Source organism: Streptomyces sp. WAC00040, assembly GCF_056835925.1.
Genome location: NZ_JAKQZE010000001.1, coordinates 3,884,807 through 3,911,443, shown reverse-complemented (window position 1 = coordinate 3,911,443; position 26,637 = coordinate 3,884,807). Strand labels below are relative to the sequence as shown.

Below are 26,637 nucleotides of genomic sequence, written 5' to 3'. Positions count from 1 at the left end.
ACGTCGACGTCGGCGGTCTGTCCACGCCTGCGGGCTCGTGACGCCCTCCCCGCGTCACGCACTCGAGAAGGGGAGGCAGTCATACCAACCCCCAAGGCCGGTCACTCCCGTTACGGGGTACGTAGAAGGGGCAGCGGGGGCGCGAAGGCCCTGTTCATCCGCCTGTGGACCCTCAGGACTCGGCGCTCCCGGACGTCTCCGCCACCTGACGCTCACCAAACATGCACATAGGTCTGACAAGCTACGCGGGACATCTCCGCATCGGCGGACAACTCACCCATTAGCGAGGGTTTAGCAAATGCGCAAGGCGCGTATCGCACTGACGGCCGTTCTGGTCACCACGCTCGGCCTCGGGCTCACGGCATGCGGCGGCGATAGCGAGGAGGGGGTGACGGAGAAGGAGTCGCCGACGGCGACGGTGCCCGCGCCGGACGGGGCAAGCCCTAGCACCGACGGCGGCGAGAACGAGGGCGGCGACGCCCAGCCCGCGGGCGATGTCACCGCGCCGGGCGCCGGGCTCAAGGTCGGCGACAAGGCGGTCCTGCCCTTCGAGTACGCCAAGAAGAAGGGCACTCTCGCGATCACCGTCACGGCGATCGACAAGGGCACTGAAGCCGACATGTCCCAGTTCGGCGAGCGAGCAGAGGGCCTGACGCCGTATTTCATCAAGATGAAGGTGGAGAACGTAGGCGACACCGACCTCTCGCGCGCGTACGTACAGTTGAGGGGCCTTCTCGACGGCGGCCAGAGCACAGGCGTCTCGCTGATCGGCGACATCCCGGGCAAGTGCGACAAGGAATCCGCGCCCGCCGAGTTCGGTAAGGGAGTGTCGTTCGAGACCTGCTCGCTCGCCGCGTCGCGGAGCGGCGATGTCACGGGCGCTGAATTCGACGAAGGCGACGCGTACAGCGACAAGCCGGTCGTCTGGACCGCCGGCTGACCCATCACCGGACACCGCCCGTCGGGCCCGCGGGGTGGTTCAAGGCGGGCCCGACGGTGCTCACGGAGGAATTCCTCCTCGGCTGTCGAGCAGCGCGAGCCACACGCTGCAGCTGACAAAAGGAAGCTCTGATTCCATGAGCCCAATTCATTGAGCACTCAGTGCTGCATTGACGAAATCGGCCTCGTCCAGCACGTGGTGAGGTCGGGACGTCAGGCGCGGTTCTCGTTGCGGATCATGCGGCGGAGGCTGGTACGGGCGGCGGCCAGGACGGTTGCAAGTTCCCCGGTCGTGCGGCTGGTTGGGCTGTGACCAGTTGGGGCGCATAACAGGGCAGGCACGGGCTTCGTGATCATTGTGGTGTCTAAGCCAGATGATCATAAGGTGGCCCGTGCCTGCTGCTGCATCCTCTCCCATCCCTGCCGTGCTGGTGAAACTGGGGCCGCTGGACACCGGCCGGATCGCCGACCTGCGCCCCTACTTCGACTCGGTGCCCGACCCGCGCGCCCGCCGGGGCCGGTGGTACTCGCTGACAGCGGTCCTGCTGGTGTGTGCCTGCGCGGTCGTCTCGGGAGCGAGGAGCATCGACGAACTCGCCGAGTGGGGCCAGCGTGCCCCGAACGCACTCCTGGCAGTGATCGGGATCCGGCGCCACCTGCTCAGATGGCGGCGCTCTCCGGCGGCGGCCACGATTGGCCGTGTGCTGGGGGCTGTTGACGGTGACGCCCTGGACCGGGCGGTGGGAGCCTACCTGGCCGACCGGTACCGCGTCGCCACCGAACCCGCCCAGGTGCCGTCACCCTCAGCGTCCGGGTGGCGGCGCGTGATCGCTGTCGACGGCAAGGCACTCAAGGGATCGGCCCGTCTCACCGCGACGCGTCGGCATCTGCTCTCCGCGGTCACTCACGGCACCGTGGTGACCCTCGCTCAGGTGGAGGTCGGCGCGAAGACGAACGAGACCACACGCTTCCGGCCGCTGCTGGCATCGCTGGACCTGGCCGACACCGTCGTCACCTTCGACGCCCTGCACTCGGTCAGGGCGAACATCTCCTGGCTGGTCGAGACCAAGAAGGCCCACTACATCGCCGTGATCAAGACCAACCAGCCCACTGCCCACCGTCAGCTCGCGGCCCTGCCATGGCGGAGCATCCCCGTCCAGCACACCGCCTCCGGGACGGGGCACGGACGCCGCGAGTCCCGCTCGATCAAAACCTGCGGGATCGCCGACGAACTCGGCGGAATCGCCTTTCCCCACGCCCGCCTGGCCATCCGCGTTCACCGCCGCCGCAAGCAGACTGGCACACGCGAGACCCGTGAGAGTGTTTACGCCGTCACCAGCCTCGACGCCCACCAAGCCGGCCCAGCCGATCTGGCCGCCGCGATTCGCGGGCACTGGGGAGTGGAGAATTCCTCGCACCACATCAGGGATGTCACCTTCGCCGAGGACGCCTCCACCGTCCACGCCGGGACCGCACCACGGGCCATGGCGACCCTGCGCAACCTCGCCATCGGCGTGCTGAAAACGCTCGGAGCCGACAACATCGCCAAGACCACCCGGGCGATCCGCGACGAGCCCCAACGTGCACTCCCCATCCTGGGCATCACCAACGATCCGGACACCTACGGAACTTGATAAAGCCCTGGCTCAAAACAGCCTTGTCCGGCGGGTTGTCCAACACGTCGGTGTGCCTCCTGGACGAAGTGATCGATCTGCTCGGGAGTCAGTTTGGGCACGTACTCTTCCAGGAGCGGATCAATGTCCCCGTTTCCGATCTTGCGGGGGACGTGAATACCCATCTCGGAGAGAATTTCCCGGGCAACCGATGATGTACTTGCACGGACGCGCCAAGCACTGACTGCCCCTGAGGGTGTGATGCGGCCTGTGCGGCCGAGGGCGTCATAGGTGTACGACATGGTGCGACCGTTGACCGCCTCGGAGACAAGGTCGCCATACCCGTACCGAAGAAACGTGACGGTGGCTTCCTCGTCAGCAGCTTCCGCCAGGTGGTCGGTGACGTCGTAGATGAAGGTCGACGCATTTCCATCGACGTTCTTGCGAATGACCCGTCCAAGAGCATCCCGCTCGTAACGGACCGTCTGTCCCAGCGCGTTGGTACGTGCTGGGGGTCGGCCTGCAATATCCCGCTCGTAGCTCGGTGTCCGGTTGTCGAAGTCCGACTCGGACAGCAAGTGTCCAACTGCGTCATAACTGTAGTCCCAGCTCAAGCCTTGCGGGTTGGTATCTGTGCGAGCGAGCTTTCCCCCTGATCGACCGTTGCGCGGCCACGGGCGCGGGTACCGGCTCACCTGCCCGCTCGACCAGCTCCCCCTGGTCGGCCGGGCCAGCCAACTCGGCCAACTCCGCAAGTCTGGAGAGAGGCGTTCAGGCCCCGATATGTCATCCCCGTTGTCACTCACCCGCGGAATGCTGACACGGCCGTGTTCCCCTGAGCAACGTGGAAACTGGCGCATATGGGACTCAGAACATTGAGCTTCTTCGAGTTGGCCATCGATCAGGTGATGGCCAGCGAAGGGCAACGAGCGAGGCCCCTGGGCAGTTGATCGAGATGTCTGACGTCTCAACCACATAGCTCGGGGGCCCCGTTGGTCATCCATCCTGCCGCACTCGACCTGCCGCATGCGCTCGTGGAGTGGGTCACCATGCTGATCGTCACCGTGAGGGCGACCGCCGATGCAATCTGCGCCCCTCTCAGCGCGCGATGGTGGCACTGGTGTACCTGCGCGAACACACCACCCTGGCGAAGATCGCTGCCGGGTTCGGGATCTGCGAGTTCACCGCCCACGCCTACACCACCAGTGCGGTCGTCCACCTGCTCGCCGAACGAGCACCGGGTCTGCTCAAGGTTCTGCGCGAGAGCGACGCGGACTTCGTCCTGCTGGACGGCACGCTCGCCGAGTGCGACCGAGTCGGCGACGGACGGGGCGACTACTCCCACAAACACCGGCGCCACGGCGTGAACGTGCAGGTCGTCACCGACCCCGGCGGGCGGCTGCTGTGGCTCTCACCCGCCCTGCCAGGCCACACTCACGACCTGACCGCCGCTCGCACCCACCCACCGGATCATCCGGATCTGCGAGCGCCAGGGCGTTCCTATCCTGGCCGATCTCGCCTACCAGGGTGCTGGCCCGTGGCTGACCACCGGCATCAAACGCAAGCCCTTGCAGGAACTCACTCCCACCGCAAAGACCCTCAACCGGGCACTTACCGCTGCACGAGCGCCGGTCGAGCGCGGCGTTGCCCGCCTGAAGTCCTGGCGCATCTTCCGCAGGTCCCGATGCAGCCCGAATCGAATGACGTCAATCGCCAAGGCCATCCTCACACTGGAGCGGCAACTCTGAAGAGGCTCATTCACGGGTGACGGACGTCTCGTGCGGTTCATACGGGTCTGCTGATCCCGCTCGGCCCGTCGCTTGCACGGGAACCAGACGCCCAGGTAAGCCAGTTCGGCGTCAGTGAAACCCGCCTCGACACCGCGGCCGGCTCCGCCTCCGGTCCGGGCCGGAGACGGAGCCGGGAGTCGCGGACCGCCGCTCCCGCAGCCCTGCACCGGCGTGCCGCGCTTCTGCCGCAGCCGCGGAGGTGCGCCGGGGACACGCGGGCGCGGTGGCCGCCGCTGGTGATCAGCGCGTTCACCGGCGTCATCGGGTCCGCCGCCATCGACTTGGCCAGCAGGACGCCCGCCACGAGCGGGAGCAGGGTCACGGCGAGGGCCGTACCGGCAGTGGCGGCGCCCCGGACGCGGGGGTGGTGGAGGGCTTCAGGGAGCATGCTCCGATTCGACCCGACGCGCGGCGCCGGCGGATCCGGCGGCGTACTCAGGTCGGACGCGCGCCGTACTCAGTCACCCCTGCGCGGGCACCACGCTGCGGCCCGTCCCGTGCGCGTAGAGCGTCGCCCGGTCGCGGAGCGAGGCGTGGACCGACATCTGTGCGCGGTGGCGCCGGGCCGGGCCGTCCGGAAGGTGGAGGACCCCGGTGTTGCCGCGGGAGCCGCGCTGGATCTCGGCGGTGCGCGGGATGCGCAGCGCCTCGTAGCGGGCGAGGCTGTCCGCGATCCGCTCCTCGGGCGCGTCGGCGAGGCGGGCCGCCGGGTCCATCGCGTCCTCGCTCGTCCGGCCCGCCCCCTGGCGCCATGAACGGCAGCATCGGATGGGCCGCGTCATTGAGGAGGGTGATGCGGCGGCTCGACAACGTGAGCAGCGGCGGCCGGTCGTGGAGCGCCCCCTGGTGCGTCACCTCGGTCGCCTCGACGATGTCGGAGACCATGCCCGGTCCAGGAACCGAACGCGTCGCGCAGTCCTCCGGATCGCCGGGCGCCGGGCTGTCGTCCCGGGCGGCACAGCGGCACGTGCGGGGCCCGTCGTCTCGTGCGGCACGTACGGGGGTGCCGGGCACGGCCACGGGCCGGTGCCCGGAACGTCGTCGGTCGTTCCGGGCACCGGCCCGTCAGGTGGAGGCGGCCGGTCGGCCGCCGCGCGGCTCCTGTCAGTAGGGGCCGTTCACGTTGTCGATCGAGCCGTACCGGTCGGCGGCGTAGTTGCACGCGGCGGTGATGTTGGCGACCGGGTCGTACAGGTCGAATGACGTGCCATCGACGTGGTAGGCGTCGAAGGTGGGCTGGATGACCTGGAGCAGGCCCTTGGAGGGCGTGCCGTTGACGGCGTTGATGTCCCAATTGTTGATGGCCAGCGGGTTGCCGGAGGACTCACGCATGATGTTGCGGTGGATGCCTTCGTAGCTTCCCGGGATGCCGTGCCGGGCCATGATGTCCAGCGACTCGCGGATCCAGCCGTCCAGGTTGTTCGCGTAGGCCGGCTTCGCGGGGGCCGCGGCAGCCTGGGCCGCCGGGGCGCTCGTGCGCTCGGAGCGGTCCGCGCGGACGGTTTCGGCGGCGCGCTCCGACGTCTCGGCCTCTTCCGCGGCCTTCGGAGCGACCTTCTCCTTGGCCTGCGGCTTCGCCTTCGGCTCGGCCTCGGCCTTGGCGCCGATCGTCAACCGGAGACCGGGGTGAATCAGCGCCGGGTCCGCTCCGACGGCCTTCCGGTTGTCCTTGTAGAGCTGCTTCCAGCCGCCGTTCAGAGAATGCTCTTCGGCGATCTTGTAAAGCGAGTCACCGGCGACCACGGAATACGTGACGGTGCCGGCCTTCTGCGCGACGGCCTGCGCGGCCGCGGCGAAGGTCTTGGCGGGAGCGACGGTCCGCTCCACCACGGCGGGGGCCGCCGCGGGTGCCGCCTGAGCAGCGGTGCCGCCGATGAGCGGCAGGGCGAGCGCGGCGCCGCCCGTGCCGGCTGCGACGAGTCCACGGGTCAGCGAACGGGACTTGGGACGACGGTGCTTACCCTTTGCGGGCATGGCGAATTCCTCTCCGTCGCCTGCGAGGTGAGCTGTCGGGTTCGGGCTGGAGATGCCCGGCCGCAGGTGAATGCGACTTAACCCCGAGCCGTTCCGGATTCCGGTACGGCGGCTTACCTGGTTCCCCCGCTCCTGCCGTACGTGAAGTGAGTTCGGTTGCGGATTCCGGACGGCGGCAGGATTCGGCGGTCCACCCGGATTGACGGTGACCGTAAGCGAGAGCGTCCCCGGGAAACAAGTGCCGAATTACACATCACAATCCGAATGGGGCATCCGCGCACGGATTTTCAATTGTCAGTTCCGCGTCAAGGAACTCAAATTCCTTACCGGGAAAGGGAAGCACCTCTTCCGGCATCCTCGCCGCGGCCACCGACCCGGTGACCGACATCACGGGCTCCCTGTGCAACCGCCCTGACCGCCATAGCGTCTCAAGAACACCAACTCGCAACAACAAGGCCCAATTAGACTTAACAAGCAAGACGGTAATACAAGCCATATAGGACATCCAGTGCCGAATGTGCCCTCCAGAGGGGCCGATCGGCCACAGGTCCCGGCCGTCCCGTCCGCCGGCCGGGACCCGGACCTCATGTCCTCAGCCCCCTGTGGTGCAGGCGCCGAGGTAGAGCACCGAGTTCTTGTTGGGGTCCACGGCGAGCCGCTCGCCCATGCCGCGGTCGGGCATGTTGCCGCCGAGCTTGAAGGGCAGAGTGGTGGCCTGCCGGCCGGCGCCCCGGTCGGCGGAGCGCAGGACGGCTCCGTTGGTGAGGGTCCCAGCTGTTGGTGCACGTGCCCACGGCGGCGTACACCTTGTCCGGGTCCACCGTGTCGGAGGCCGAGGCTCACGACCCCGGTCCAGCGCCATCGGTCCCAGTCGACCCGGTCCAGCAACGGGGTCCACTCCTTGCCCGGCTCGTTCCAGCGGTAGGCGCCGCCGATGTCGGTACGGGCGTACGCGAGGTCCTTCTCGGAGCGGTTGAAGACGATGCCCGGCATGAAGCCGCCGCCGTCGATGCGTACGTTCTTCCAGGTGCAGGTGTCCACGGCCGTCGACACATCGGAGGGCTCGGCGGCCGAGGCGGTTTCGCCCGAGCGTGCCGAGGCCGGGCTACCTGCGGTGAACAGCCGGCCGTCAGGGCGAACGCCGCCAGTAAGGCAGCGAGTGGTCTGGCGCTTCTGCGCACGGATACGTCCTCTCCGACCAGGACCGCCGAGAGTGGCGCCAGGGAAGAGCGGAGGTGGGAGCGCTCCCAATGCGGACGCCGTGGCGGCGCGAGCCCGGCGGGAGAAGAGTGAATGCAGCGGACTCATCCGACGACTGGCGCTTCACGGACCGTCGTCGTTCATTCCACGGGCCAGGTGTGCGCCGGCGCGTTCAGATGCATGTAGTCGAGGTACTGCCGCGTCATCAGCCGCAGCGCCTCATGGTGGTCGACCCGGGACGTGGAGTCGATGTGGTGGTACATCTCCGCCTGCCACACGGCGCCGTTGCGGCCGGTGACACAGCGCTGCTCGATGATGCCGAGCAGCGGCTCCCGCCACGCCGCGTCCATGCCGGAGAGCTCCAGCCCCCGGTGTGCCATGGGGAGCAGCCGCCGCAGCACCAGCTCGGCGGCGGGGACCTCACCCATCCCCGGCCAGTACAGGCCCGCGTCGATGCCGTACCGGGCCGCCGTGTGCAGATTGTCCTCCGCGGCCTGGAACGACATGCGGGACCACACGGGCCGTTCCTCATCGACCAGCGCGCGGGTCAGCCCGTAGTAGAACGCTCCGTTGGCGAGGACGTCGGCGACGGTGGGGCCGGCGGGCAGGACCCGGTTCTCGACCCGTAGATGGGGCTTGCCGTGGGCCACGGCGTAGATCGGGCGGTTCCAGCGGTAGATGGTGCCGTTGTGCAGGGTGAGCTCGGGCAGCTCGGGGACGTCGCCGCCGTCGAGCGTCGCGCGCGGATCCTCCTCGTCGCACAGGGGCAGCAGCGCGGGGAAGTAGCGCACGTTCTCCTCGAAGAGGTCGAAGACGCTGTTGATCCATCGCTCGCCGAACCACACCCGGGGCCGGACCCCCTGCACCTTGATCTCCTCCGGGCGGGTGTCGGTGGCCTGCTCGAACAGTGGGATTCGGGTCTCCCGCCACAGCTCCTTGCCGAACAGGAACGGCGAGTTCGCCGCCAGCGCGACCTGCACCCCGGCGACGGCCTGCGCGGCGTTCCAGTAGGCGGCGAACTCTCCCGGCGAGACCTGGAGGTGGAACTGCGTGCTCGTGCAGGCGGCCTCCGGTGTGATGGTGTCCGCGTAGGTGCGCAGCCTGTCGACGCCGTCCACCGCGATCCGCAGGTCCTCGCCCCGTGCCGCGAAGACCTGCTCGTTCAGCAGCCGGTAGCGCGGGTTCTCCGACAGCGCCGCCTCCCCCACGTCCCGCTGCCGCAGCGTCGGCAGGATGCCGATCATGGCCAGGTGGGCGCCGACCTCGGAAGCCCGCTCCTCGGCGTGGTTGAGCGCGCCGCGGATCTCCTGCTCCCAGGAGTCGGGGCCTCCCGCCGTGAGGGTGCGCGGGGGGATGTTGATCTCCAGGTTGAACCTGCCCAGCTCGCTCGACCAGGCCGGGTCGGCGATCGCCTCGAGGACGTCGGTGTTGCGCATGGCCGGCTCACCGGACTCGTCCACCAGGTTGAGCTCGATCTCGAGTCCCACCTGAGGGCGCTCGGACTCGAAGCGCGCCTCGCGCAGCATCAGCGCGAACGTGTCGAGGCAGCTCTGCATCTTCTCCCGGTACCGGCGGCGGTCGTCACGGGTGAAGACGAGCGCCGGGACATCACGCCCCATGGGCCCTCCCCGGGTCTCGTCGGGCGGGCACGGCTTCCCCTTCAATGTCCCACTCCCCGGCCGCGCCGACCAGCGGTGCGGGACGTCACCCGGCCGGATGACGTCCGGTCCTCCGCGCGGCCGGTACGCCGCCCGTCGCCTCAGCGCGGTGCGCCCACCAGCAGGTCGCCGCCCAGCCGGGTCCTGCAGTACGCGGACGCCGTGGCGGCGGGACGAGAGCAGGCCCGCGTCACGGAGGACCGGGACATGGCGGCTCGCGGTCGAGGCGGCGAGTCCCAGCGCCGCGGCGATGCTCGTGGTGGTCATCGGACGGTCCAGTTGCCGCAGCAGCCGGGCACGGGAGGTGCCGATCAGCTGGGCGACCGACGACGCGGGGTCGGCGCGGCGTGACCGGGCGAGCCACTGCGGCTCGGGCGACAGCGGATGCACCGGCACCGGCGGCAGTTCCTCGTCGACCAGGGCCAGCGGGGCGCGGACGCAGAAGAAGGACGGCACGAGCGTCAAAGCCCTTCCTTGGAGGCCCAGTCTTCGGTCCGCGGGGTACGGGGCGCGGAGCCTCCCGTTGTCGCACCGCCATCCCGGAAGCTCGTCGTACCCGGCGCGCAGCCCCTCGGCGCCGCGGACCGGCGCGGCGTCGGCCCGCGCGGCGCGGTCGGCCGCGGCCTGCGTGCGCATGACGGACAGATACGGCTCGACAGCCGCGGCGCGGTAGCCGCGCAGTGCCCGGGTGAGCCGCCGCAGCGCTTCGGGCCGGCCCTCGCCGAGCGGCGGGCACGCCGGGCGGGACGGCGCGGCCGGTGTCGGCGTACAGCCGCAGGAGCTCGGCCGCCAGTCGTCGCCCGGGCGTAGCGAGCACCTGGTCGAGGGTGGTGTCGAGGTCCGTCTCGCCGCACCCGGGCGTCAGGAAGGCGGGGAAGTATCCGGTGGGCGGGCACAGGCTCATCAGCGCCCTGGTCGCCGAGACGAGACCGGCGCGGGCCGCGGCGGCACGGGCCTCGCGCCGCCACGGGTCGCAGGCGAGCGCGGCCTGTCGGTTCTGGAAAGCAGATGCAGGCTGAGGGCGGTCTCCCCCAGCGCGTCGACGCCCGGCGCGACGCGCAGCCCGGGACCGAATGTTTTGCACCTGACAACCCTGCGTCACCCTGACGGCCTCACCCTGACGGCCGAAGACCCGGGCCGCCCGCTCGCCCACGACCCGAACGTGCCGAAGACACACATGTGACAAGTCGACCCAACACCCGACGGAACGCGACCGGACACGACTCGACGAAGGGGACCGAGGGCATGCGCTGGAGACGAACGAGCGCCGTGAACGGCGGCGGTGCGGCACGGCGCCGACCGCTGGTCTGCCTGCTGCCGCTGCTGGCACTGAGCGCGGCGGCGCTGGGCACGGGCGCCGCCGCCGATCCGCCGGGCGCCCCTGCCGGGTCCCCCGCCGCCCACCGGTCCGCCGCCCGGCCGGCCACCGACGGCACGGCGCCGGCCCCCGACATCGGAGTTTCCTGGAGCGTCGACCTGGCCACCGGCTCCGAAGCCGGCAACGACGACGACGTCAACGTCCGCCATGCGAACGGCGCGCTGCGCATCCGCGACACCATGCTCCCGTCCACCTCGGCCGGCACGGAGCGGGGCCAGGGCTCCGCCGTACTGCCGGTGCACCGCCTGGAGACCGGGGCAAACCGCGTCGCCGCCGAGGTCCGGGCGGAGCTGCCGCCGGGAGCGGCGGTGGAGGTCGACGTCCGCGGCCGCGACCGCAACGGCCCCTGGACCGAGTGGCGCGAGGCCCTCGCCGGCGTACCGGCCGAACTGCCACGCACCGTCACGGAGGTCCAGGCACGGCTGGTCCTCCAGGGCGGCACGAACCGGTCCGGCCCCGCCGTGAGCTCGCTGCGGCTCACCGCCGACAGGGTGAGCGTGGCCGCTCTCCGCCCCGCCTCGGCCGAACCGTTCACCGCCCGCGTCTACGCCACCCGCGAGGGGCTGGTCGGCGGGACCACCGCCAACGGGCATGTGATCAAGCCGAACGACCACTTCGTCGCCCTGCCCTCGCGGCGGGGCCTGTCCCCCAAGGGCAGCGCCGAGTACTCGGTACGGGTCTGCGGGCCCGCCCGCTGCGAGACGGCGCCGGTCTGGGACGTCGGCCCGTGGAACATCCGCGACGACCATTGGAACCCGTCCTCGGTGCGGGAGACCTTCAAGGACCTGCCCCAGGGAACGCCCGAGGCCCAGGCGGCCTACGAGGACGGCTACAACGGCGGTCTCGACGGCTTCGGCCGCCGGGTCCTCAACCGGGCCGGCATCGATCTGGCGGACGGCACCTTCTACAACGTCGGCCTGAACGACAACGGCTGGGTGACCGTCACCTACCTGTGGACCGGCGACGGCACCACCACCAAGTCCTTCCCGACCTGGGGAACGGACGTCAGCATCCGGCAGTCGGCCACCAACGCCTCCACCCGCTTCACGGCGCTCCCCGGCCCGACGACGGTACGGGTCCGCTGCCAGGTCCGAGGCCAGCTGGTGCAGACCGGCGGCTACAGCGACGACGCCTGGTCCTACCTGCCCGACTACGGCGGCTACGTCTCCAACATCTACATCGACGTCGCCGACTCCTGGCTCACGCGCGTCCCCGCCTGCTGACAAACCCCCCGCGGCGGAAGCCGGCTCTCCGCGGAGTCCGTCGGACGTATGCGCCGAGCGGCCGAACGGTATGCCCGAACAGGGCCGCCCTCCCCGACCACGGGCAGAACGGCTGCGCTCCACAGCGCTCCGGTCACGGCTGAGGCTTTTGATCAAGGAGCCGATGCCACGTCAACTACCTCCAAAAAGCGGGTATTTGGCCGGAGCGTGACAAAGAGAGGGCAGCGGCCGGCCCTCCGCCGGCTCGGGCGGCCGTCGGCGGCGCCCGGCTCGTGGAGCCGGGGCCGCCGACGCCGCCGGTCAGTCGCGGCCCGGGCCGAGCGCCGCCGCCAGTTGTCCGACGAGGGTGGCGAACGGCATGTCGAGCGCGCCGTAGACATCACCGGCGATCGGGTCCGCGTTGTCGGCGAGGATCTCGACCATCAATGCCGAGTAGTCGCTGACGACCACGCCAGCCTGTTGCAGCCGGAGCATTCCGGTCTCGCGCTTGGTGGCCCAGAAGGTGCCGCAGGCGTCGACGGCGACGTAGCTGTCGTAGCCGGCGGCGGTCGCGGAGAGAGCGGGGAAGGTGGCGCACACCTCCAGGGAGACGCCGGCGACGACGAGCTTGGTCCGGCCGGTCGCCTCGATCGCCTCGCGGACACGGCCGTCGTCCCAGGCGTTCACACTGCTGCGGTCGACGACCTTGTGCCCGGCCGGCAGCACGGCCGTCAGTTCCGGGACCAGCGGGCCCCACATGCTCGACGCCGCGGTCGTCGTGGTGACGATCGGCAGACCCAGCAGATCGGCGGCCTTGGCCAGGCCGGCCACATTGTGCTTGAGGTCCTGCACGGTGATGTCGCGGACCCCGGTGAACAGGCCCACCTGGTGGTCGACCAGCAGGAGCACGGTGTTGTCGCGGGTGAGCGGCTCGTGGACGCGGCCGGTCCCGGTCGGACGGTCGAATACGGTCATCGGATTCCTTCTCTCTGTCTGTTTCCGGTGTTCGTGCGGTCGAACTGCTTCAGGCGCGGGCGGCCGTCCGATCGCTCCCTCGGGTGCGGGCGTGACCGCCCGTCACCGCGGCGACCGAACGGCGAACCGCGTGCACGGTCAGGAGCAGGAAGCGCGCGGCGGCCGGGCCGAGCGCGACGCCGCCCGTCGCCATGACCGGTCCCGTCGGCTCGGCGAGCGAGAGGCCCATGCCGATGACGCCCCGACGCCCCACTGCCCGGGGCCCCGCCGGGCGTGACCGAGGCTCCGGGCACCCGCCGTGCGGGCAGGACCGCCCGCCGCTTGCAGGCGCCCGGGCCCCAGCGGTGGGAGCAACCGCCCGCCCGTCGCCAGGAATGCGAAGATCCTGTCTGCCATGACCATGGTGGTGAAGCTAGGCGGGCACGCGTCGGGGCGAATCCGTAGAGCTTCAGTAGGTACGTACGTGAGTCGGGGGCGGGGATCGTGGTGCTCTACGGGCGAGATGCGGAACTGGCGGCACTGGACGGGCTCGTGGCGGACGCGCGGGCGGGCGCCAGTGGTGCCGTGCTCGTGCGGGGAGAGGCGGGTATCGGCAAGAGCGCGCTGCTCTCGCACCTCGCCCACTCGGCGGCGGACATGACCGTGCTGCGGGCAACCGGCGTCGAACCGGAGGCCGATCTGGCCTTCGCCTCGTTGCTCCAGCTCCTGCGACCGGTCGCCCACCACATGGAGGCCCTGCCCGCACCGCAGGCGGAGGCCCTCGGCGCCGCCCTGGGCGCGGGCGGCCCGGCGGGCCGGGACCGCTTCCTGACAGGGCTCGCGGTGCTGTCGCTGCTTGCCGACGTGGCCGAGAGCGGCCCGGTGCTCTGCCTGCTCGACGACGCCCACTGGATGGACGCGCCGTCCGCCCAGGCGCTGCTGTTCGCGGCGAGACGGCTGAGCGCCGAGGGCGTCGCGATGGTGTTCGCCGCCCGCGACGAGGGCTTCGACGCTCCCGGGATCGTGGAGCTGCGGCCCGCCCGGCTCGGCAGGGAGGAAGCAGGCCGGCTCCTCGGCGAACTCGATGTGGCGCCCGTACGACGGGAGAGGATCATCCGTGAATCCGGCGGGAACCCGCTGGCGCTCACCGAGTTCGCGGCCGCTTACGGGCCCGAGCCGGGACCGGCCGCACCGCTGACGGCCACCGACAGGGTGCTCGCGTCCTTCCGCTCCCGTGTCTCGGCCCTGCCGGACCGTGCCCGGCTGATGCTGCTCGTCGCCGCCGCCGAGTCACGGGCCGACGTCGCGCACCTGATGAAGGCCGCGGCGCTGCTCGGCGCCGGCCCGGAGGACCTCGCCACGGCGGAGGCGGAGCGGCTCGTCGAAGTCACCGGTGACCAGGTCACGTTCCGGCATCCGCTGATCCGGGCCGCCGCGTACGGGAGCGCCCCGCTCGCCCGGAGGATCGCGGTCCATCGGGCACTGGCCGACGCCGCGGACACACCCGACGGCGGCGCTCTGCACCGGGCTGCCGCCGCCATCGGCCCGGACGAGGACGCCGCCGCCGGGCTCGAGGCGCTCGCGGAACGGGCCCGCGCCCGGGGCGGCCACGCTTCAGCGGCGAACGTCTACCACCAGGCAGCCCGGATGTCCCCTGACCCGGCGGCCCGGACCGCGCGCCTCACCGCGGCCGCCCGGTCCGCCGGACAGGCCGGCCTCGCCGCGCGGTCGGGCGAACTGGCGCGGGAAGCCGCCGCGGGGACCGAGGATCCGGCCGCGCTGGCCGAACTGGCGTACATCCGTTCCCTGTCCCTCTTCGAGCAGGACGCCGTCACGGACGCGGTGGCGCTGCTCGTCGGCCATTGTGCGGACTCCCCCGCACGCGGCACGGACATGGTCCGCACCGCCGCGTTCTACGCCTGGCACAGCGGCGACCTGAACGCCCTGCGGCACTGCGCGGCTCGACCGGAGGTGCAGGGGGGCGAGAGCCCCGGTGACCGGGCGGTACGTGGCCTGGCCCGGGTGGCGGCAGGCGACTTCGCGGAGGGGCTGCCGCTCCTCGCCGGACTCCTCGCGGAGGTGGACGAGGCCGACCGGGCAGGGGCGGACGGGGTCGCGTCCGGGCATCACGCCCGTACCCAGGCGGTCACCGTCGGTCTGCTGCTGGGCGACGACGCGCGGCTCCGACGTGTGGTGGACGCCGGCATCAGGCACTGCCGGCAGCAGGGCGTCCTCGGGCCGCTACCCTTCCTGCTGAGCGTGCTCGGGCGCCTTCAGGTCTTCGCCGGAGAGCACCGTGACGCACTGGTCACCGTGGCGGAGGCGACGGCACTCGCCCGCGACTCGGGATTGCGTAAACGCCGGGTGCAGCTCGACCATGTCGCCGCCCGGATCGCCGCCATCGAGGGCGACGAGACGCGCGTGCGCTCGCTGATACGGACGGGGCCGACGATCGACGGCAGCCACGGCACCGCCGCCCTGATCCTGTTGGACCTGGGGCTCGGCCGGTACGAGGACGTACTGCGCCGCACCGACGAGACGGAACGCGGTGGCGCCTGGCACTCCATCGCGTCCATCCTTGCCTGCGCGGACGCGGCCGAGGCGGCCGTGCGGCTCGGGGAGCCCGCCCGGGCGGACCGCGCGGCTCAGCGGTTCACCGCGTGGGCCGAGGCGAGCGGCCTGCCCTGGGCGCGGGCGACGGCACTGCGTGTCGAGGCGATGCGCTCCAACGACCTGGCCGGCTACGAGCGCGCGATCGACGCCTACCGGGAGGCCCAGGGCGCGCTGACCGACCGGCGGCCGTTCGAACTGGCCCGCACCGAGCTGCTCCACGGCGAGGCCCTGCGCAGGGCGCGCCGTACCACCCAGGCCCGCACGCGGCTGCGCGCGGCGGCCGCGGCCTTCGAACACCTCGGCGCCACCCCGTGGGCGGAGCGGGCTCACGCCGAACTCCGCGCCACCGGCGCGAGCCTCGCCTCACCGCCCACGGCCCTGGCCTCCCCCGCGGCGTCCCTCACCCACCAGGAGCTCCAGGTGGCCCGCCTGGCGGCCGCGGGCACGTCGAGCCGCGAGATCGCGGCGCAACTGTTCCTGAGCCGGCGGACGGTGGAATACCACCTCTACAAGGCGTACCCCAAGTTGGGCGTGACGTCGCGGAAGGAGCTGGCAGGGCTGGACCTGTCGTGACCGCCGTGTCACGGGAGTATCTCCACGAACCTCTTCCCGGGGCACGTCGAGGCAGAGGCTCAGTCGGCGGGCAGTTCCAGCACTGTGTCCGTGAGCCCGAGTTGTTAGGGCCCGTTCGGTCATCGCGTCGGTGATGGCGACGGCGACCGCCCCTGCCAGGTGGTCGTAGCAGGTGCGGGCGTGGGCCGGTGCGCGACGCCGATGGGCGTCGGACAGCGAACGGGCCGGGGCGGGCCGCAGCGGGGCGTGCGAGGCCAGGCTTTCGATCATCTCCGCGATGTCGGGGCCCGCGAGGCGCAGATACCGGTGCCGTCCCTGCCGCTCCTCGGCCAGAAGTCCGCCGGCGACCAGCAGATGCAGATGCCCGGTGGCGGTGGAGGGGGCGACGGCGGCGTGCCGGGCCAGTTTCTGTCGCGGTCCAGGCACGTCCGTCCAGCATGGCCAGGCACATCGCTGCGCGCGTGCGGTCGGCGAACAGCCCGGACAGGGCGGCGAGGTCGGGGCTGGTGACGCCGCCTGCTGGCGTGGGCGGGGACAGGGGCCGGCTCATGACGGTCATTCTCGCCGGTCGACGCTTCGGCGATCACCGAAGTCTCGCCGTCCTAGCGTGCTACGACATGAACAGCACCGCGTTTCCGACGGCTGCCGGCGCCACCGGCACCGACCACCTCTCCATATCCCCGAGCATTCTGTATGTCGGAACCCCTGTCGCCCTGTTGACCACCGAGAACCCCGATGGCACGCCCAATCTCGCCCCCAACTCGTCCGTCTGGGCACTCGGTCACACGATCGTTCTCGGCCTGGGTGCGGAGGGACGCACGGTCGCCAACCTGGCGGACCGCCCCGAGCTGGTGGTCAACGCCCCCTCGCCGGATCTGTGGGCGGCGGTGGAGCGACTCGCCCCACTGACCGGGGCGAACCCGGTACCCGCGGCCAAACGCGGGGTGTACCGCTACGAGCCGGACAAGTTCGCCGCCTGCGGGCTGCACCCTCAGCCCTCGGGGATGGTGGCGCCGCCGCGCGTCGCCGAGTGCCCGCTGCAGTTCGAGGCCACGGTGCGCTCCATCACTCCTGCGGGCCCCGACGGTGGGTTCCGGATCGTGGAGTGCGACGTCGTCCGGATCCACGCCTCCGCCTCCGTGGTCGTGCCCGGCACCCAGCACATCGACCCAGCGGCCTGGAGCCCGCTGATCTACAACTTCCGCCACTACTTCGGCCTCGGCCGCCCGGAACTGGGTCACGGCTTCCGTTCCGAGACGGCCACCTCGCGGCCGTAGGCCGCCGGGGCGGCCGAGTCATGCCGGTGACTTCGCCACGGGCCGGATGAGCCGCCCCGGACTCGCCCGCAGTCGGCTGGGCAGGCCCGTACTCACTGCCGCCGGCAGCCGATCGGGGCCAAGTGACTCCGGAGCGCCGGTCCGGCCCCGGCCCTCCGGAGCCCGGTGCCATGCTCTCCCGTTACTACTCGGCGGACGAGGCGAGGTAGGCCCGGGCGCGAGAGAGCAGCGCGGTCCGTCCCTGAAAGGAGATCTCCCCTGAGGAACTGTCCACGAACACCGCAATGCCGCCGTCCTCCGAGCGAGACAGCCTCACCGATCCACCGGGGCCGCCTCCCCAGCCCGTGACGTGGAGGCTGGTGACCGACGTGAAGGTGACGAAAAACTCCAGAGCGTTCGCCTGTGACTCGTCGGAACCGGGAATCGAGCTGTCCGGGACGCGTCTGGTGTCGAATCCCAGCGTGACGCTCGTGTCCCGCTCATCGATGTGGCACGAGACGAGCCTGCAATCACCGATTTTCGGTGGCGCACTGAGCGTCTCACGCGTGTTCCACGGCTCTTGGAGCAGGTCGGTCCATTCAAATGCGTTCATAGAACGTTTTCTCATCCAGGCTCGGGAGACTGTTGAATTTACGGGAGTCGAGTTTCCCGACGAACTGGTGAGGCCCGTCATCGGCCCCGGCCTCGCCCGCCGCGAAGGCACTCATATGGCCGATGACCACAGCATCGGCGGCCTCGAAGATCAGCCGGAGATCAGGCGACTCGGCTGCCACACGGATACGGTTCGCTCCGCATCTGTCGAATCGCAGATCGGCTGTGACAGGCGGCCGCCAGCCTTCCATCTCGAGATGCTCCACCGCAATGAAGCACAGCTGGCACTGAAATCTGTCGAATCCGGCTTCTCGCCACTCCGCCGGAGGATCCTGCGGGAACTCCGGCAGGTCAATGCGCAACGTCACCGCAGGCCCGTAGCGATTCAGATGCACGGACCGGAGAGTGACAGCATGAAGCGGCGGCGGAGCTGGATAAAGGGAAGTGAGCTGCTTCGGGTTCTGGATCAACTCAACCCAGTTCGGGGTCATAGTAGTAGTGCTCCTCGCAGCCGGGGATCTGCCCGTTCCTTGTGTTCTCGTAGGGACGAACATGCACATGCGGGCCTTGGTAACCGGGTTCGCCCGGTTTCTGGTGGCCGAAATGGTGATCCTGGAAGAGAATGATGTCACCGTCGGCCGTTTCGTACCATTCTTCCCTGTAGAAGATCGGCCTCCCGGTTTCGTCCAGTTGGGCGCCGCCGCCTTGCCAGTCGGGCTTGGTGGCCATGGCGTGATCCGTCGAGTCGAAAGGCTCCGCTCCTTCGGGGACGCCGGCGTCACGCAGCGCCTTGGCCTTGGCGTCGGCGAGGGTGACCGGCGGACACGGGTTGAGGCCGAGCGGGTCGGACCACAGGTGCGGATTGTGCACGTACGCCGAGGGATTGGGAGCCGGACTCAGTCCGAGCGGGTCCATCGACGTGTAGCGAGCGACCTCCGGATCGTAGAAACGCCGAAGGTTGTAGTGGAGGCCGCTTTCCGGATCGAAGTACTGGCCGGGGAACCGCAGCGGGGTATAGGCGGAGCTCTCCGCGGCCCATGTGACCGTCCCCCACAGTGTGCTGCGGGTGCGCCAGGCGATCTGCCCGTCCTCGCCGACGAGTTCGGTCGGGGTCCCGATGAGATCCGTGACGATCGCGAAGAAGCGCTCGTCGAACACGCTCTGGGCATCGGTGTCCGAGCTGATGCGCTCCGACTGGGTCAAGGGGCGCACCCCGTCGTGGTCCCAGGTCAGCGTGACTGGGCGCGGCAATGAGTCCGCACGGGAAGTCTGTTCGCAGAGCGTCGCGCCGTCCCAGGTAAAGGTGACGTGCTCAACCGGTGTCTGCCCGTCCTCGCCGAGACGTATTTTGTCCGTGCGGCGGCCCAGCGCGTCGTACCTGTAGTGCCATGCCGTGCCGTCCGGCGTCGTCACCGCCGTCAAGCGGTCTTCGGCATCCCACGAATATCGCCATGTATCAGGTTTACGGGACAGGCGTATCTTCTGGCGCAGGACGATCCGGCCCTGATCATCGTGCTGGTAGCGGACGCTCCCCGCCCTGCTGATGCGCGTCCCGGTGTACTCACGGGAGCCGGTGGCTTCCTGCCCGGGGTAGCCGTCGGGCCATGCGGCATCCGTCTGGCTGCCGGCTGCATCGTATGCGTAACGCTCCGACCAATTCGCGGCATGCACCGCTGTGACGCGGCCTGCCGGGTCCACGTCGAAGCTCTTGCCGCCCGACAACTGGTCGTCGATTCCGACGAGGTTGCCGTCGGCACGGTAGGAATAGCCCCGTCGCTGAATGCTGCGGCCGTGGGATGTCACGTCCTGCGCCACAACGCGGCCCACGGGATCGAGAAGTCTGCTCAGCGTGACGCTCTCCCCGACGTGACACGCGACCTCCTGCCCCACGGCGTCACGCTCGAACGCCAGCGTGCGACCGGATGTTCTCAGCTCACTACGTCGCCCCGAAGCGTCGTACGACCACTGGCTGACGGCCCCACTCGGCGTCGTGCGGCCGATCCGTCGTCCGAGCCGGTCGTGCTGGAACAACATCGTGCGGCCGTTCGACGTCTCGGACGTGATGCGGCCGTTCGACGTCTCGGACGTGATGCGGCCGAACCGGTCGCGGATACGGGTGAGGCGTGAGTCCGGCGTGGCTGCGACAGTGAGCTGATCGAAGACGTCGTACTCGAACGTGGTGACCCGTCCACCTGCATCCTTACGGATCACCTGGCCCAGCGCGTTGTACGCGTACTTGATCGTCTCGTCGGCTCCGTTGGTCCGGGACTCGAGGCGGCCAGCCGCGTCGTAGGCATATGCGAGGACGCGACCGTCGAAGTCCGACTCCATCATCAGCCGGCCGTCGGGGCCGTATGTGTAGTCCCATGTCAGACCTTGTGGGTTGGTCACCTGCACAAGCTGAAGATTGGCGTTGTGCCGGAACTCGTGGCGCACTCCAGTGGGTCCGGTACGGGCCACCATCAGGTCGAAGTCCGTGTACTCGAACGTTGATGTCGCACCCATCGCATCCGTGTGGGAGAGACAGTTGCCTTCCCCGTCGTACGTCCATGAGACAGCAGTTCCGTCCGCCTCGATCCGGCGGAGCAGTCGGCCTTCAACGCTCCACTCGAAGCGGGTCACCGCGCCGAGCGGATTCATGAACGTGATCAGACGTCCGAAGGGATCCCGCTCGAAGGAGGTGGTTCCGCCCAAAGCATCTGTCGTCTCGACCGGCAGCCCCCGCCCGTCGCAGCGAAGCAGGATGCGGTGCTCGAGGGCGTCCGTGACGGATGTAAGGTGACCAGCCCCGTCGTATACGTAGTGAGTGGTCGCGCCCGAAGGGGTGGTGACCGATGTGCGGTTGCCGCGTTCGTCGTACGTCTGGCGCGTCACGGCACCGTCCGCGCCTATGACGCGAACAGGGCATCCCAGTTCGTCGTACTCCGTACGGAGCCGCCGTCCGTCCGGCCGGACCACCTCCGTCAACCGCCCCAGTTCGTCGTAGGTGAAGCGACTGGTGTGGCCGAGTGGGTCGGTGCGGGAGAGCAGGCGGTTGTAGCGGTCGTACTCGAAGCGGGTGACGGCACCGAGGGCGTCGATCTCGGCGACGACCTGGGCACGGTCGTTGATCACGAAGCGTTTGGTGTGGCCGAGGCCGTCGGTGATGGAGGTCATCCGCAGGCCGGTTTCGGGGTCGGTGTCGTCCCAGGTGAAGCGGGATTCGACGTGGCCGTTGGAGCCGGTCTGGTAGGTGCAGCGGTCCTTCTCGTCGTAGACGTAGTCGTAGTGGCTGCCGTTGGTGTCGGTCCACGAGGTGATGCGGCCGTGGTCGTCACAGCCGAAGCGCAGGGGGCGGCCGCAGGAGTTGGTGACCTCGGTGAGGTGGCCGTCGGTGTACCCGTAGCGGAGGATCTCCTGGTCGGAGCCGTCCGGGGCGGCGCCGGCGAGGTGGAGGGCGGTGACCCGGCCTTCACTGGTGGTGAGCTTGAGGTGGTAGCCGCCGTGGTGGACGATCGACGTCGGTGCGCCGGTCTCGTCGTGCTCGAAGGTGATCCAGCGGCCGTTGCGGTCGTCGATCTGGGTCAGAAGGGCGAGTTCGGCGGTGTGGTCGGTGAAGTGCCAGACCTGGCCGGAGTCGGGGTCGGTGATCGTGTAGCCGTCGTCGACCCGGTCCAGTGGCCAGCGCCGTCCGTGGGTGGGCAGGACGGGGACACCCGGTGCGGGGTGCGGGTAGGCCAGCAGGCTGCCCTCGGCGCAGCTGAACACGATGCCTTCGGAGTCGATGTCCAGGCGTTGGTCGACCGTGCTGGACCAGGTCGGGCCGAACCAGCGGCCGGATCGGTGCGAGGAGTCATGCGTGCGCTGGAAGACCAGTGGCAGTGAGCCGGGCAGGACGATGTCGGTCTGCGGCAGCAGCATCCGGCCGGTCGCGACGTCGACCGGGTCTCCGTCGCACTTGGTGTCGGTGCACTTCTTGCCGCCGCTGTCGGGGTCACGGTCGTGATCTCCTCGGGCGCCGCCGGGCTTGTGCCCGTCGGGGAGGTGTTTGCCGGCGGTGACCAGGCCTTTGACGGCGCCGGTGCCTTTGGTGCCGAGGATTTCGGGGATGAGGCGGCCGATGAATTCGGACGGGTCGCCTTTGGCGGCGTCCCAGGCGTTCTTCAGGGCCCGGTCGGGGTTGGCGACGGTGGAGGCGATGCCGGCGAGCGTCATGTTGACGCCCTTGTAGTACTCGGCCGGGTGGGTCAGGTTGTACATGTCGATCGGGTTGACCGAGCGGACGAAGTTGACGATGCCCGCTGTTCCCTTGACGACGCCGCCGGCCAGGTGCATGGATTCCACGCCCATGCCGAGGGCGTAGTCGGTGAACTCGGCCTTGAGTTTGTCCCGGCCCGTCGGTTCCTTCGGCGCGTGTGCCATCGCCGCCGTCACCGCGCTCTTCGCGGTCTCCGCGGCCTCGTTGCGGGCCTTGCGGGCGTCGGCGAGGACCTCCCGTGCGCGGGCCCGCTTCGCCTTGCCCGGGTCGGTGAACTCGCCCGGGTCCGGGAGCGGATTGTCCCCGTTGCGGGCCGCGTTGTAGGCCTCGACCTTCTTGTTGTACGCCTCGGCCGCCTTCTTGGAGTCGCTCTCGCCCTCCTTGTAGAGGGCGATCGCCTCCTTCGCCTTGCCCTGCGCGCTGGTGATCGCCTTGGAGTAGGTCTCCAAAGCCTTGGCCGCGTCCTCGCACGCGTCCGCCGCGCGCAGCCAGTCCGTGGGAAGCGGCTCGAACTTCTCCCGGAAGGTGTTGGCCGCCTCGCCCTTCCAGTGGGCGGAGTCCATCTTCTTCAGCCCGCCGCCGACCAGGTCGAACGCCTTGTGGAAGTCCCGTAGGTTCTTCACCGAGTCGGCGATCTTCTCCGGCCGGCCATGGATCAGTTCGTTCGCCTCTTCACTCTGACCGAGTTGCTGCTCACCCACCTGCGCACCGAGCGACGAGGCGGTCTCGTCCCCCCAGTCCTCGACCGCCTCGGCCACACCGTCGTAGCCGTAGTGCCGCAGGCCCTGCCCGGCCTTGTCGGTCACATAGTCGACACCCTCGCCGACCAGTTCCTTGCCCTTGTCGATCCCGTCGTCGACGATGTCGACACCCTTGTCGACCAGCCCGCCCCAGTCCACCATCAGCGACTCTCCCCCCACCGCGGCTGCTCAGCCTGATCGACCGTCGCCTGATCAGGGTCCAGGTCCTCACGCAACTGCGCGTCCAGCCGCTCCCGCACCGCCGGATCCAAGATCCCCGCCCGCTCCATCGCGTCGTTCTGCGCATCCATCACGTCATACGTGGTGTTGGCCCACGTCTGCTTCACCTCGGCATGCGCCTTGGAGAACGACTCCTTGCTCCAATCCGCGTTGTCCCAGGCATGCTGGTCACGGATCGTGTCCCAACGCATCTGCTTGACCTCGTCCTCCGACAGATGCGGATTACCGTTCAGCGAGTTCACACCGATCTTCAGCGTGTCCTTGACGTACCGCTCCTGCTCCGCGAACGACCCCGCCGACAGCCCCAACGCCTGAGCAACCAGATTCCCCTTCAACGTGAGCGCCCGAACCCCCCACTCCCACCGGTTGCAGAACGTCTCGAACTCCGACGTCAAACCCCCATGACCCAACTCCAAGCCGGACAAGGCCAGATCGGAAAACCCCCGGCCCGTCGTCGCCTCCCCGATCATGCCGAGCTCCTTCAGCTCCGCATGCGCCAGATCGATACCACTCGCTATCTCCACCAAAGCCGACGGCGGCGCCGCAAGATCCGGCTGCTCCCCACTCACCGCGTCCCCCCGAGATCCACCACCGCCGCCTCGGGCACCACACCCTCCACCGGCGGAAACAACATGCCGTCCTCGCTACCCGCATCCAGCGCAACACCCGCCGGAGAGGGCAGCATCGGCACCATCACATCCAGCAACCGCGCACCGAGCACCGTCCGGAACTCCCACTCACGCCCCACGTCCCGCTGAGCGTGCGCGAACCGCGACAGCGCCTCCTCGTCGGAGAACGCACAGATCCACCGCACCCCGCTGAAATCCGCCGTCCACAAACTCCCCTGCGCGTCGAACGGCACCAGCACCGCCGTCCGCCGGAACTCACCCAGCAAACGCGCAAACCGACGCCGACCCGCCGCCACCTCATCCACCACCGGCGGTTCGGCCGACTTCACCGGCCGTGGTGTATCACTGGTCGCGACCGGCTGCTCCGGAGCAGGCCAATCGGCCAACTCGGCAAGTCTGGAGAGGCGGTCAGGCCTCGATATGTCGTCCCCGTTGTCACTCACGGATCGCATGCTGTCATGGTCGTTTTCCCAGGAGCAACGCGGAAATGGGCCCATTCGGCACTGTGACGGACACCTCCCGAGGCTCTGCCCCTCGGACGCGCGGCGGGGCCGCGGCCTGGCGGGTGACGTGGAAGGCCGCCCGCCCCCGACGCGGGGGCCGTCCCTCCCAGGACGGCCCCGCACCGGCGGCGCTACAGCAACGTCACCCCGCCCGGCACCGTCGCCGGTGCCGGCGCGTAGCCGGCGGGCCGAGTGGTGAAGGTGCCCCGGCCCTGGGTGCGGCTGCGCAGCCGGTTCGCGTAGCCGAACAGTTCGGCCAGCGGCACGGTCGCGGTGACGACCGCCGTACCGGACCGTGTCGCCTGGCCCGAGACGCGTCCGCGCCTGGCGGCGAGGTCGCCGAGGACCGTGCCGACCGCGTCGTCGGGCACGGTGACCGTGACCTCGACGACCGGTTCGAGCAGCGCCATCACGCCGATTCTCAGCGCCTCACGCAGCCCGAAGCGCCCCGCCGCCCGGAACGCCATCTCCGACGAGTCCTTCGTGTGCGTGGCCCCGTCGGTCAGCGTCACGCGCAGCCCGGTCACCGGATGACCCCCGAGAGGGCCCTCCGCCAGGGCGTCCCGGCAGCCGGCCTCCACCGCGCGGACGAACTCCTGCGGCACCCGTCCACCGGTGACGGTCGACGAGAACTCGAAGCCCTCCGCACGGTCGTCCTCCGGGTCCAGCGGTGCGACGTCGAGGACGACATGCGCGAACTGCCCTGCGCCACCGTCCTGCTTGACGTGCCGGTACACCAGACCCGTCACGCCGCGTACGACGGTCTCGCGGTAGGCCACCTGGGGCCGGCCGACGCCGACGTCCAGCCCGTGGGCGCGGCGGATCTTCTCCACCGCGACCTCCAGGTGCAGTTCGCCCATGCCCGACAGCACCGTCTGACCCGTCTCCGGGTCGGTCCGGACCGTCAGGGAGGGGTCCTCCTCGACCAGTCGGGCCAGCGCCGTCGCCAGCCGGTCGGTGTCGAGGCGGCTGCGTGCCTCGACCGCCACGGTGACGACCGGAGCGGCCGCCGTGGGCGGTTCGAGGAGCAGCGGCGCGGCCGGCGTGGACAGGGTCGCACCGGAACGGGCTGCCTTCGGCCCGATCAGGGCCACGATGTCCCCGGCCTCGGCCCGGTCCACCTCGGCGTGCCGGTCGGCCTGTACGCGCAGGATCCTGCCGATCCGTTCCGAACGGCCGGCGCCCACGTCCAGCACCGTGTCCCCCTTCCTGATCGTGCCCGAATAGACGCGCACATACGTCAACCTGCCCGTGGAGGTGGAGTTCACCTTGAAGACCAGCCCCGCGAACGCCGCCTCCGGGTCCGCCGGCCGCTGCTGCTCGGCACCGTCCCGCGTGCCCCGCACCGGCGGTACGTCCGTCGGCGAGGGCAGATAGGCGACGACGGCCTCGAGCAGCGGCTCGATCCCGCAGTTGCGGTACGCGGCGCCGCACAGCACGACGACTCCCTCACCGCTGAGAGTCAGGTCGCGCAGCGCACCGGCCAGGGTCGGCTCCGAGAGGGCGGACCGTTCGCAGAACTCCTCCAGCGCGACGGGATGGAGTTCGGCCACGGCCTCTTCCAGCAGGCGCCGGCGCCGCGCCGCCTCCGCCAGCAGGGCGTCCGGCACCGGGCCTTCCTCGTACGTGTCCCGGCCGGCGCTCCAGATCAGCGAACGCATGCGCAGCAGATCCACCACGCCGGTGAAGCCGTCCTCCTGCCCGACGGGCAGTTGGACCACCAGCGGAACCGTATTCAGCCGTTCCCTGATCGACCCGACAGCCTGGTCCAGGTCCGCGCCCGCGCGGTCCAGCTTGTTGACGAACGCGATCCTGGGCACACCGTGCCGGTCGGCCTGCCGCCACACGGCCTCGCTCTGCGGCTCGACCCCGGCGACGGCGTCGAACACGGCGACCGCGCCGTCGAGCACCCGCAGGGAACGCTCGACCTCGTCGGCGAAGTCCACATGGCCGGGTGTGTCGATCAGGTTGATCCGGTGGCCGTCCCAGTCGCAGCTCACGGCAGCGGCGAAGATCGTGATGCCTCGGTCGCGCTCCTGCGGGTCGAAGTCGGTGACGGTCGTGCCGTCATGGACCTCTCCCCGTTTGTGGGTGGCGCCGGTGAGATACAAGATCCGTTCGGTGACGGTGGTCTTACCGGCGTCGACGTGGGCGAGGATGCCCAGGTTCCTGACGCGGGTCAGCGGACTGGTGGAGACGGATCGGTGTCGCGGGTCGGTGCGCACGGCCCATGGCCTTTCAGGTGTGTCGGGAAACAGGCAGCGCGATTCCCGTACGAGGGACCTGATTCGTGGCTCGCCCACCGTCCCCGGCAGAGGGGCTCGGGCACATGGTCCCGCCCTGATCGGAGGCACGGGCGCATGACGGCGTGCCGGGCGGGCGACCTTGGGGTCGCGCCACCGGGCAGGCGGGGATCAGGCGTTCGTCACGGGCTTCCGGTGGCGGCCGCGCAGCCGGCACCGGGTGGACGTGGACATCAGGATCACGTCGTAGCGTGACCGGGGAACGACGACGGCAGTGCGGCAA

The 26,637-nt window shown here is 70.0% G+C and carries 18 protein-coding genes, 3 pseudogenes and 1 riboswitch; of the genes and pseudogenes, 6 read left to right on the top strand and 15 right to left on the bottom strand.

The window, feature by feature from the left end; translation table 11 throughout:
• Positions 1-298 precede the first annotated feature (298 nt).
• Both MDN94_RS18015 and MDN94_RS18010 read left to right on the top strand, forming a co-directional pair.
• The gene (locus MDN94_RS18015) at positions 299-940 is read left to right on the top strand and encodes a hypothetical protein (protein WP_482726761.1); all 642 of its coding nucleotides are present in this window, start codon (positions 299-301) and stop codon (positions 938-940) included.
• Positions 941-1,331: 391 nt separating this feature from the next.
• Entirely contained in the window at positions 1,332-2,573 is a 1,242-nt protein-coding gene (locus MDN94_RS18010) for an ISAs1 family transposase (protein WP_482726760.1), read from the top strand.
• On the opposite strand, the gene MDN94_RS18005 is transcribed toward MDN94_RS18010, so the two are convergent.
• Complete coding sequence (locus MDN94_RS18005; protein ID WP_482726759.1) at positions 2,561-3,166, bottom strand: hypothetical protein; 606 nt, start codon at positions 3,164-3,166, stop codon at positions 2,561-2,563. The two genes, MDN94_RS18010 and MDN94_RS18005, sit on opposite strands and share 13 nt — an antisense overlap.
• Positions 3,167-3,544: 378 nt before the next feature.
• Here MDN94_RS18005 and MDN94_RS18000 point away from each other — a divergent pair.
• Positions 3,545-4,300: pseudogene (locus MDN94_RS18000) on the top strand (transposase).
• A gap of 37 nt (positions 4,301-4,337) precedes the next feature.
• Here MDN94_RS18000 and MDN94_RS17995 read toward each other — a convergent pair.
• The 5 genes and pseudogenes from MDN94_RS17995 to MDN94_RS17975 all read right to left on the bottom strand — a co-directional run bounded on the left by MDN94_RS17995 (position 4,338) and on the right by MDN94_RS17975 (position 9,135).
• The gene (locus tag MDN94_RS17995) at positions 4,338-4,730 is read right to left on the bottom strand and encodes a hypothetical protein (protein WP_482726758.1); all 393 of its coding nucleotides are present in this window, start codon (positions 4,728-4,730) and stop codon (positions 4,338-4,340) included.
• Between the two features lie 73 nt (positions 4,731-4,803).
• Complete coding sequence (locus MDN94_RS17990) at positions 4,804-5,124, bottom strand: hypothetical protein (protein ID WP_482726757.1); 321 nt, start codon at positions 5,122-5,124, stop codon at positions 4,804-4,806.
• 322 nt (positions 5,125-5,446) lie between these two features.
• Complete coding sequence (locus MDN94_RS17985; protein ID WP_482726756.1) at positions 5,447-6,316, bottom strand: transglycosylase SLT domain-containing protein; 870 nt, start codon at positions 6,314-6,316, stop codon at positions 5,447-5,449.
• A gap of 4 nt (positions 6,317-6,320) precedes the next feature.
• A riboswitch (cyclic di-AMP (ydaO/yuaA leader) is annotated at positions 6,321-6,484 on the bottom strand.
• A 442-nt stretch (positions 6,485-6,926) separates the two neighbouring features.
• Positions 6,927-7,497 (bottom strand): annotated as a pseudogene (locus MDN94_RS17980) (xyloglucanase); the annotation flags it as partial.
• A gap of 159 nt (positions 7,498-7,656) precedes the next feature.
• Positions 7,657-9,135: a glutamate-cysteine ligase family protein gene (locus MDN94_RS17975; protein ID WP_482727104.1), complete on the bottom strand. Its 1,479-nt coding sequence runs from the start codon at positions 9,133-9,135 to the stop codon at positions 7,657-7,659.
• A 1,284-nt stretch (positions 9,136-10,419) separates the two neighbouring features.
• Between MDN94_RS17975 and MDN94_RS17970 the strand changes: the two genes are divergently transcribed.
• Entirely contained in the window at positions 10,420-11,775 is a 1,356-nt protein-coding gene (locus MDN94_RS17970) for a hypothetical protein (protein WP_482726755.1), read from the top strand.
• A 300-nt stretch (positions 11,776-12,075) separates the two neighbouring features.
• Here the strand turns inward: MDN94_RS17970 and MDN94_RS17965 are convergent, their stop codons facing one another.
• Both MDN94_RS17965 and MDN94_RS17960 read right to left on the bottom strand, forming a co-directional pair.
• On the bottom strand, positions 12,076-12,729 hold the full coding sequence (locus MDN94_RS17965; protein ID WP_482726754.1) for an isochorismatase family protein: 654 nt from the start codon (positions 12,727-12,729) through the stop codon (positions 12,076-12,078).
• A 49-nt stretch (positions 12,730-12,778) separates the two neighbouring features.
• Positions 12,779-12,982: a hypothetical protein gene (locus MDN94_RS17960; protein WP_482726753.1), complete on the bottom strand. Its 204-nt coding sequence runs from the start codon at positions 12,980-12,982 to the stop codon at positions 12,779-12,781.
• Positions 12,983-13,215: 233 nt separating this feature from the next.
• On the opposite strand from MDN94_RS17960, the gene MDN94_RS17955 reads away from it, so the two are divergent.
• Positions 13,216-15,894: a helix-turn-helix transcriptional regulator gene (locus MDN94_RS17955; RefSeq protein WP_482726752.1), complete on the top strand. Its 2,679-nt coding sequence runs from the start codon at positions 13,216-13,218 to the stop codon at positions 15,892-15,894.
• An 87-nt stretch (positions 15,895-15,981) separates the two neighbouring features.
• Here the strand turns inward: MDN94_RS17955 and MDN94_RS17950 are convergent.
• Positions 15,982-16,444 (bottom strand): annotated as a pseudogene (locus MDN94_RS17950) (ArsR/SmtB family transcription factor); the annotation flags it as partial.
• Positions 16,445-16,511: 67 nt separating this feature from the next.
• Between MDN94_RS17950 and MDN94_RS17945 the strand changes: the two are divergent.
• Positions 16,512-17,171, top strand: a complete 660-nt coding sequence (locus MDN94_RS17945; protein ID WP_482726751.1) for a flavin reductase family protein — start codon at positions 16,512-16,514, stop codon at positions 17,169-17,171.
• Between the two features lie 184 nt (positions 17,172-17,355).
• On the opposite strand, the gene MDN94_RS17940 is transcribed toward MDN94_RS17945, so the two are convergent.
• The 6 genes from MDN94_RS17940 to fusA all read right to left on the bottom strand — a co-directional run bounded on the left by MDN94_RS17940 (position 17,356) and on the right by fusA (position 26,336).
• Entirely contained in the window at positions 17,356-17,763 is a 408-nt protein-coding gene (locus MDN94_RS17940; RefSeq protein WP_482726750.1) for an Imm50 family immunity protein, read from the bottom strand.
• Positions 17,750-18,253, bottom strand: coding sequence for an Imm50 family immunity protein (locus MDN94_RS17935; protein ID WP_482726749.1), 504 nt, complete (start codon positions 18,251-18,253; stop codon positions 17,750-17,752). Before MDN94_RS17935 ends, MDN94_RS17940 begins: the two co-directional genes overlap by 14 nt.
• A complete protein-coding gene (locus MDN94_RS17930; RefSeq protein ID WP_482726748.1) occupies positions 18,234-22,901 on the bottom strand; it encodes a putative T7SS-secreted protein in 4,668 nt (1,555 codons plus the stop codon). The genes MDN94_RS17935 and MDN94_RS17930 overlap by 20 nt, the downstream gene beginning before the upstream one ends.
• The gene (locus tag MDN94_RS17925; RefSeq protein WP_482724353.1) at positions 22,901-23,548 is read right to left on the bottom strand and encodes a hypothetical protein; all 648 of its coding nucleotides are present in this window, start codon (positions 23,546-23,548) and stop codon (positions 22,901-22,903) included. The genes MDN94_RS17930 and MDN94_RS17925 overlap by 1 nt, the downstream gene beginning before the upstream one ends.
• Positions 23,545-24,060 (bottom strand): SseB family protein, encoded by a 516-nt coding sequence (locus MDN94_RS17920; protein ID WP_482726747.1) that lies wholly within the window; start codon positions 24,058-24,060, stop codon positions 23,545-23,547. The genes MDN94_RS17925 and MDN94_RS17920 overlap by 4 nt, the downstream gene beginning before the upstream one ends.
• Before the next feature lie 182 nt (positions 24,061-24,242).
• The gene (fusA, locus tag MDN94_RS17915) at positions 24,243-26,336 is read right to left on the bottom strand and encodes an elongation factor G (RefSeq protein WP_482726746.1); all 2,094 of its coding nucleotides are present in this window, start codon (positions 26,334-26,336) and stop codon (positions 24,243-24,245) included.
• Between the last annotated feature and the right edge of the window lie 301 nt (positions 26,337-26,637).

What these genes read in the sequence shown, in the direction of transcription:
- MDN94_RS17930 (WP_482726748.1), bottom strand. Translation starts at nt 22,901, where the DNA reads ATGGTGGACTGGGGCGGGCTGGTCGACAAGGGTGTCGACATCGTCGAC.
- MDN94_RS17995 (WP_482726758.1), bottom strand. Translation starts at nt 4,730, where the DNA reads ATGCTCCCTGAAGCCCTCCACCACCCCCGCGTCCGGGGCGCCGCCACT.
- MDN94_RS17945 (WP_482726751.1), top strand. Translation starts at nt 16,512, where the DNA reads ATGAACAGCACCGCGTTTCCGACGGCTGCCGGCGCCACCGGCACCGAC.
- MDN94_RS17920 (WP_482726747.1), bottom strand. Translation starts at nt 24,060, where the DNA reads ATGCGATCCGTGAGTGACAACGGGGACGACATATCGAGGCCTGACCGC.
- MDN94_RS17935 (WP_482726749.1), bottom strand. Translation starts at nt 18,253, where the DNA reads ATGACCCCGAACTGGGTTGAGTTGATCCAGAACCCGAAGCAGCTCACT.
- MDN94_RS17985 (WP_482726756.1), bottom strand. Translation starts at nt 6,316, where the DNA reads ATGCCCGCAAAGGGTAAGCACCGTCGTCCCAAGTCCCGTTCGCTGACC.
- MDN94_RS17990 (WP_482726757.1), bottom strand. Translation starts at nt 5,124, where the DNA reads ATGACGCGGCCCATCCGATGCTGCCGTTCATGGCGCCAGGGGGCGGGC.
- MDN94_RS17940 (WP_482726750.1), bottom strand. Translation starts at nt 17,763, where the DNA reads ATGAACGCATTTGAATGGACCGACCTGCTCCAAGAGCCGTGGAACACG.
- MDN94_RS18015 (WP_482726761.1), top strand. Translation starts at nt 299, where the DNA reads ATGCGCAAGGCGCGTATCGCACTGACGGCCGTTCTGGTCACCACGCTC.
- MDN94_RS17965 (WP_482726754.1), bottom strand. Translation starts at nt 12,729, where the DNA reads ATGACCGTATTCGACCGTCCGACCGGGACCGGCCGCGTCCACGAGCCG.
- MDN94_RS17970 (WP_482726755.1), top strand. Translation starts at nt 10,420, where the DNA reads ATGCGCTGGAGACGAACGAGCGCCGTGAACGGCGGCGGTGCGGCACGG.
- MDN94_RS17975 (WP_482727104.1), bottom strand. Translation starts at nt 9,135, where the DNA reads ATGGGGCGTGATGTCCCGGCGCTCGTCTTCACCCGTGACGACCGCCGC.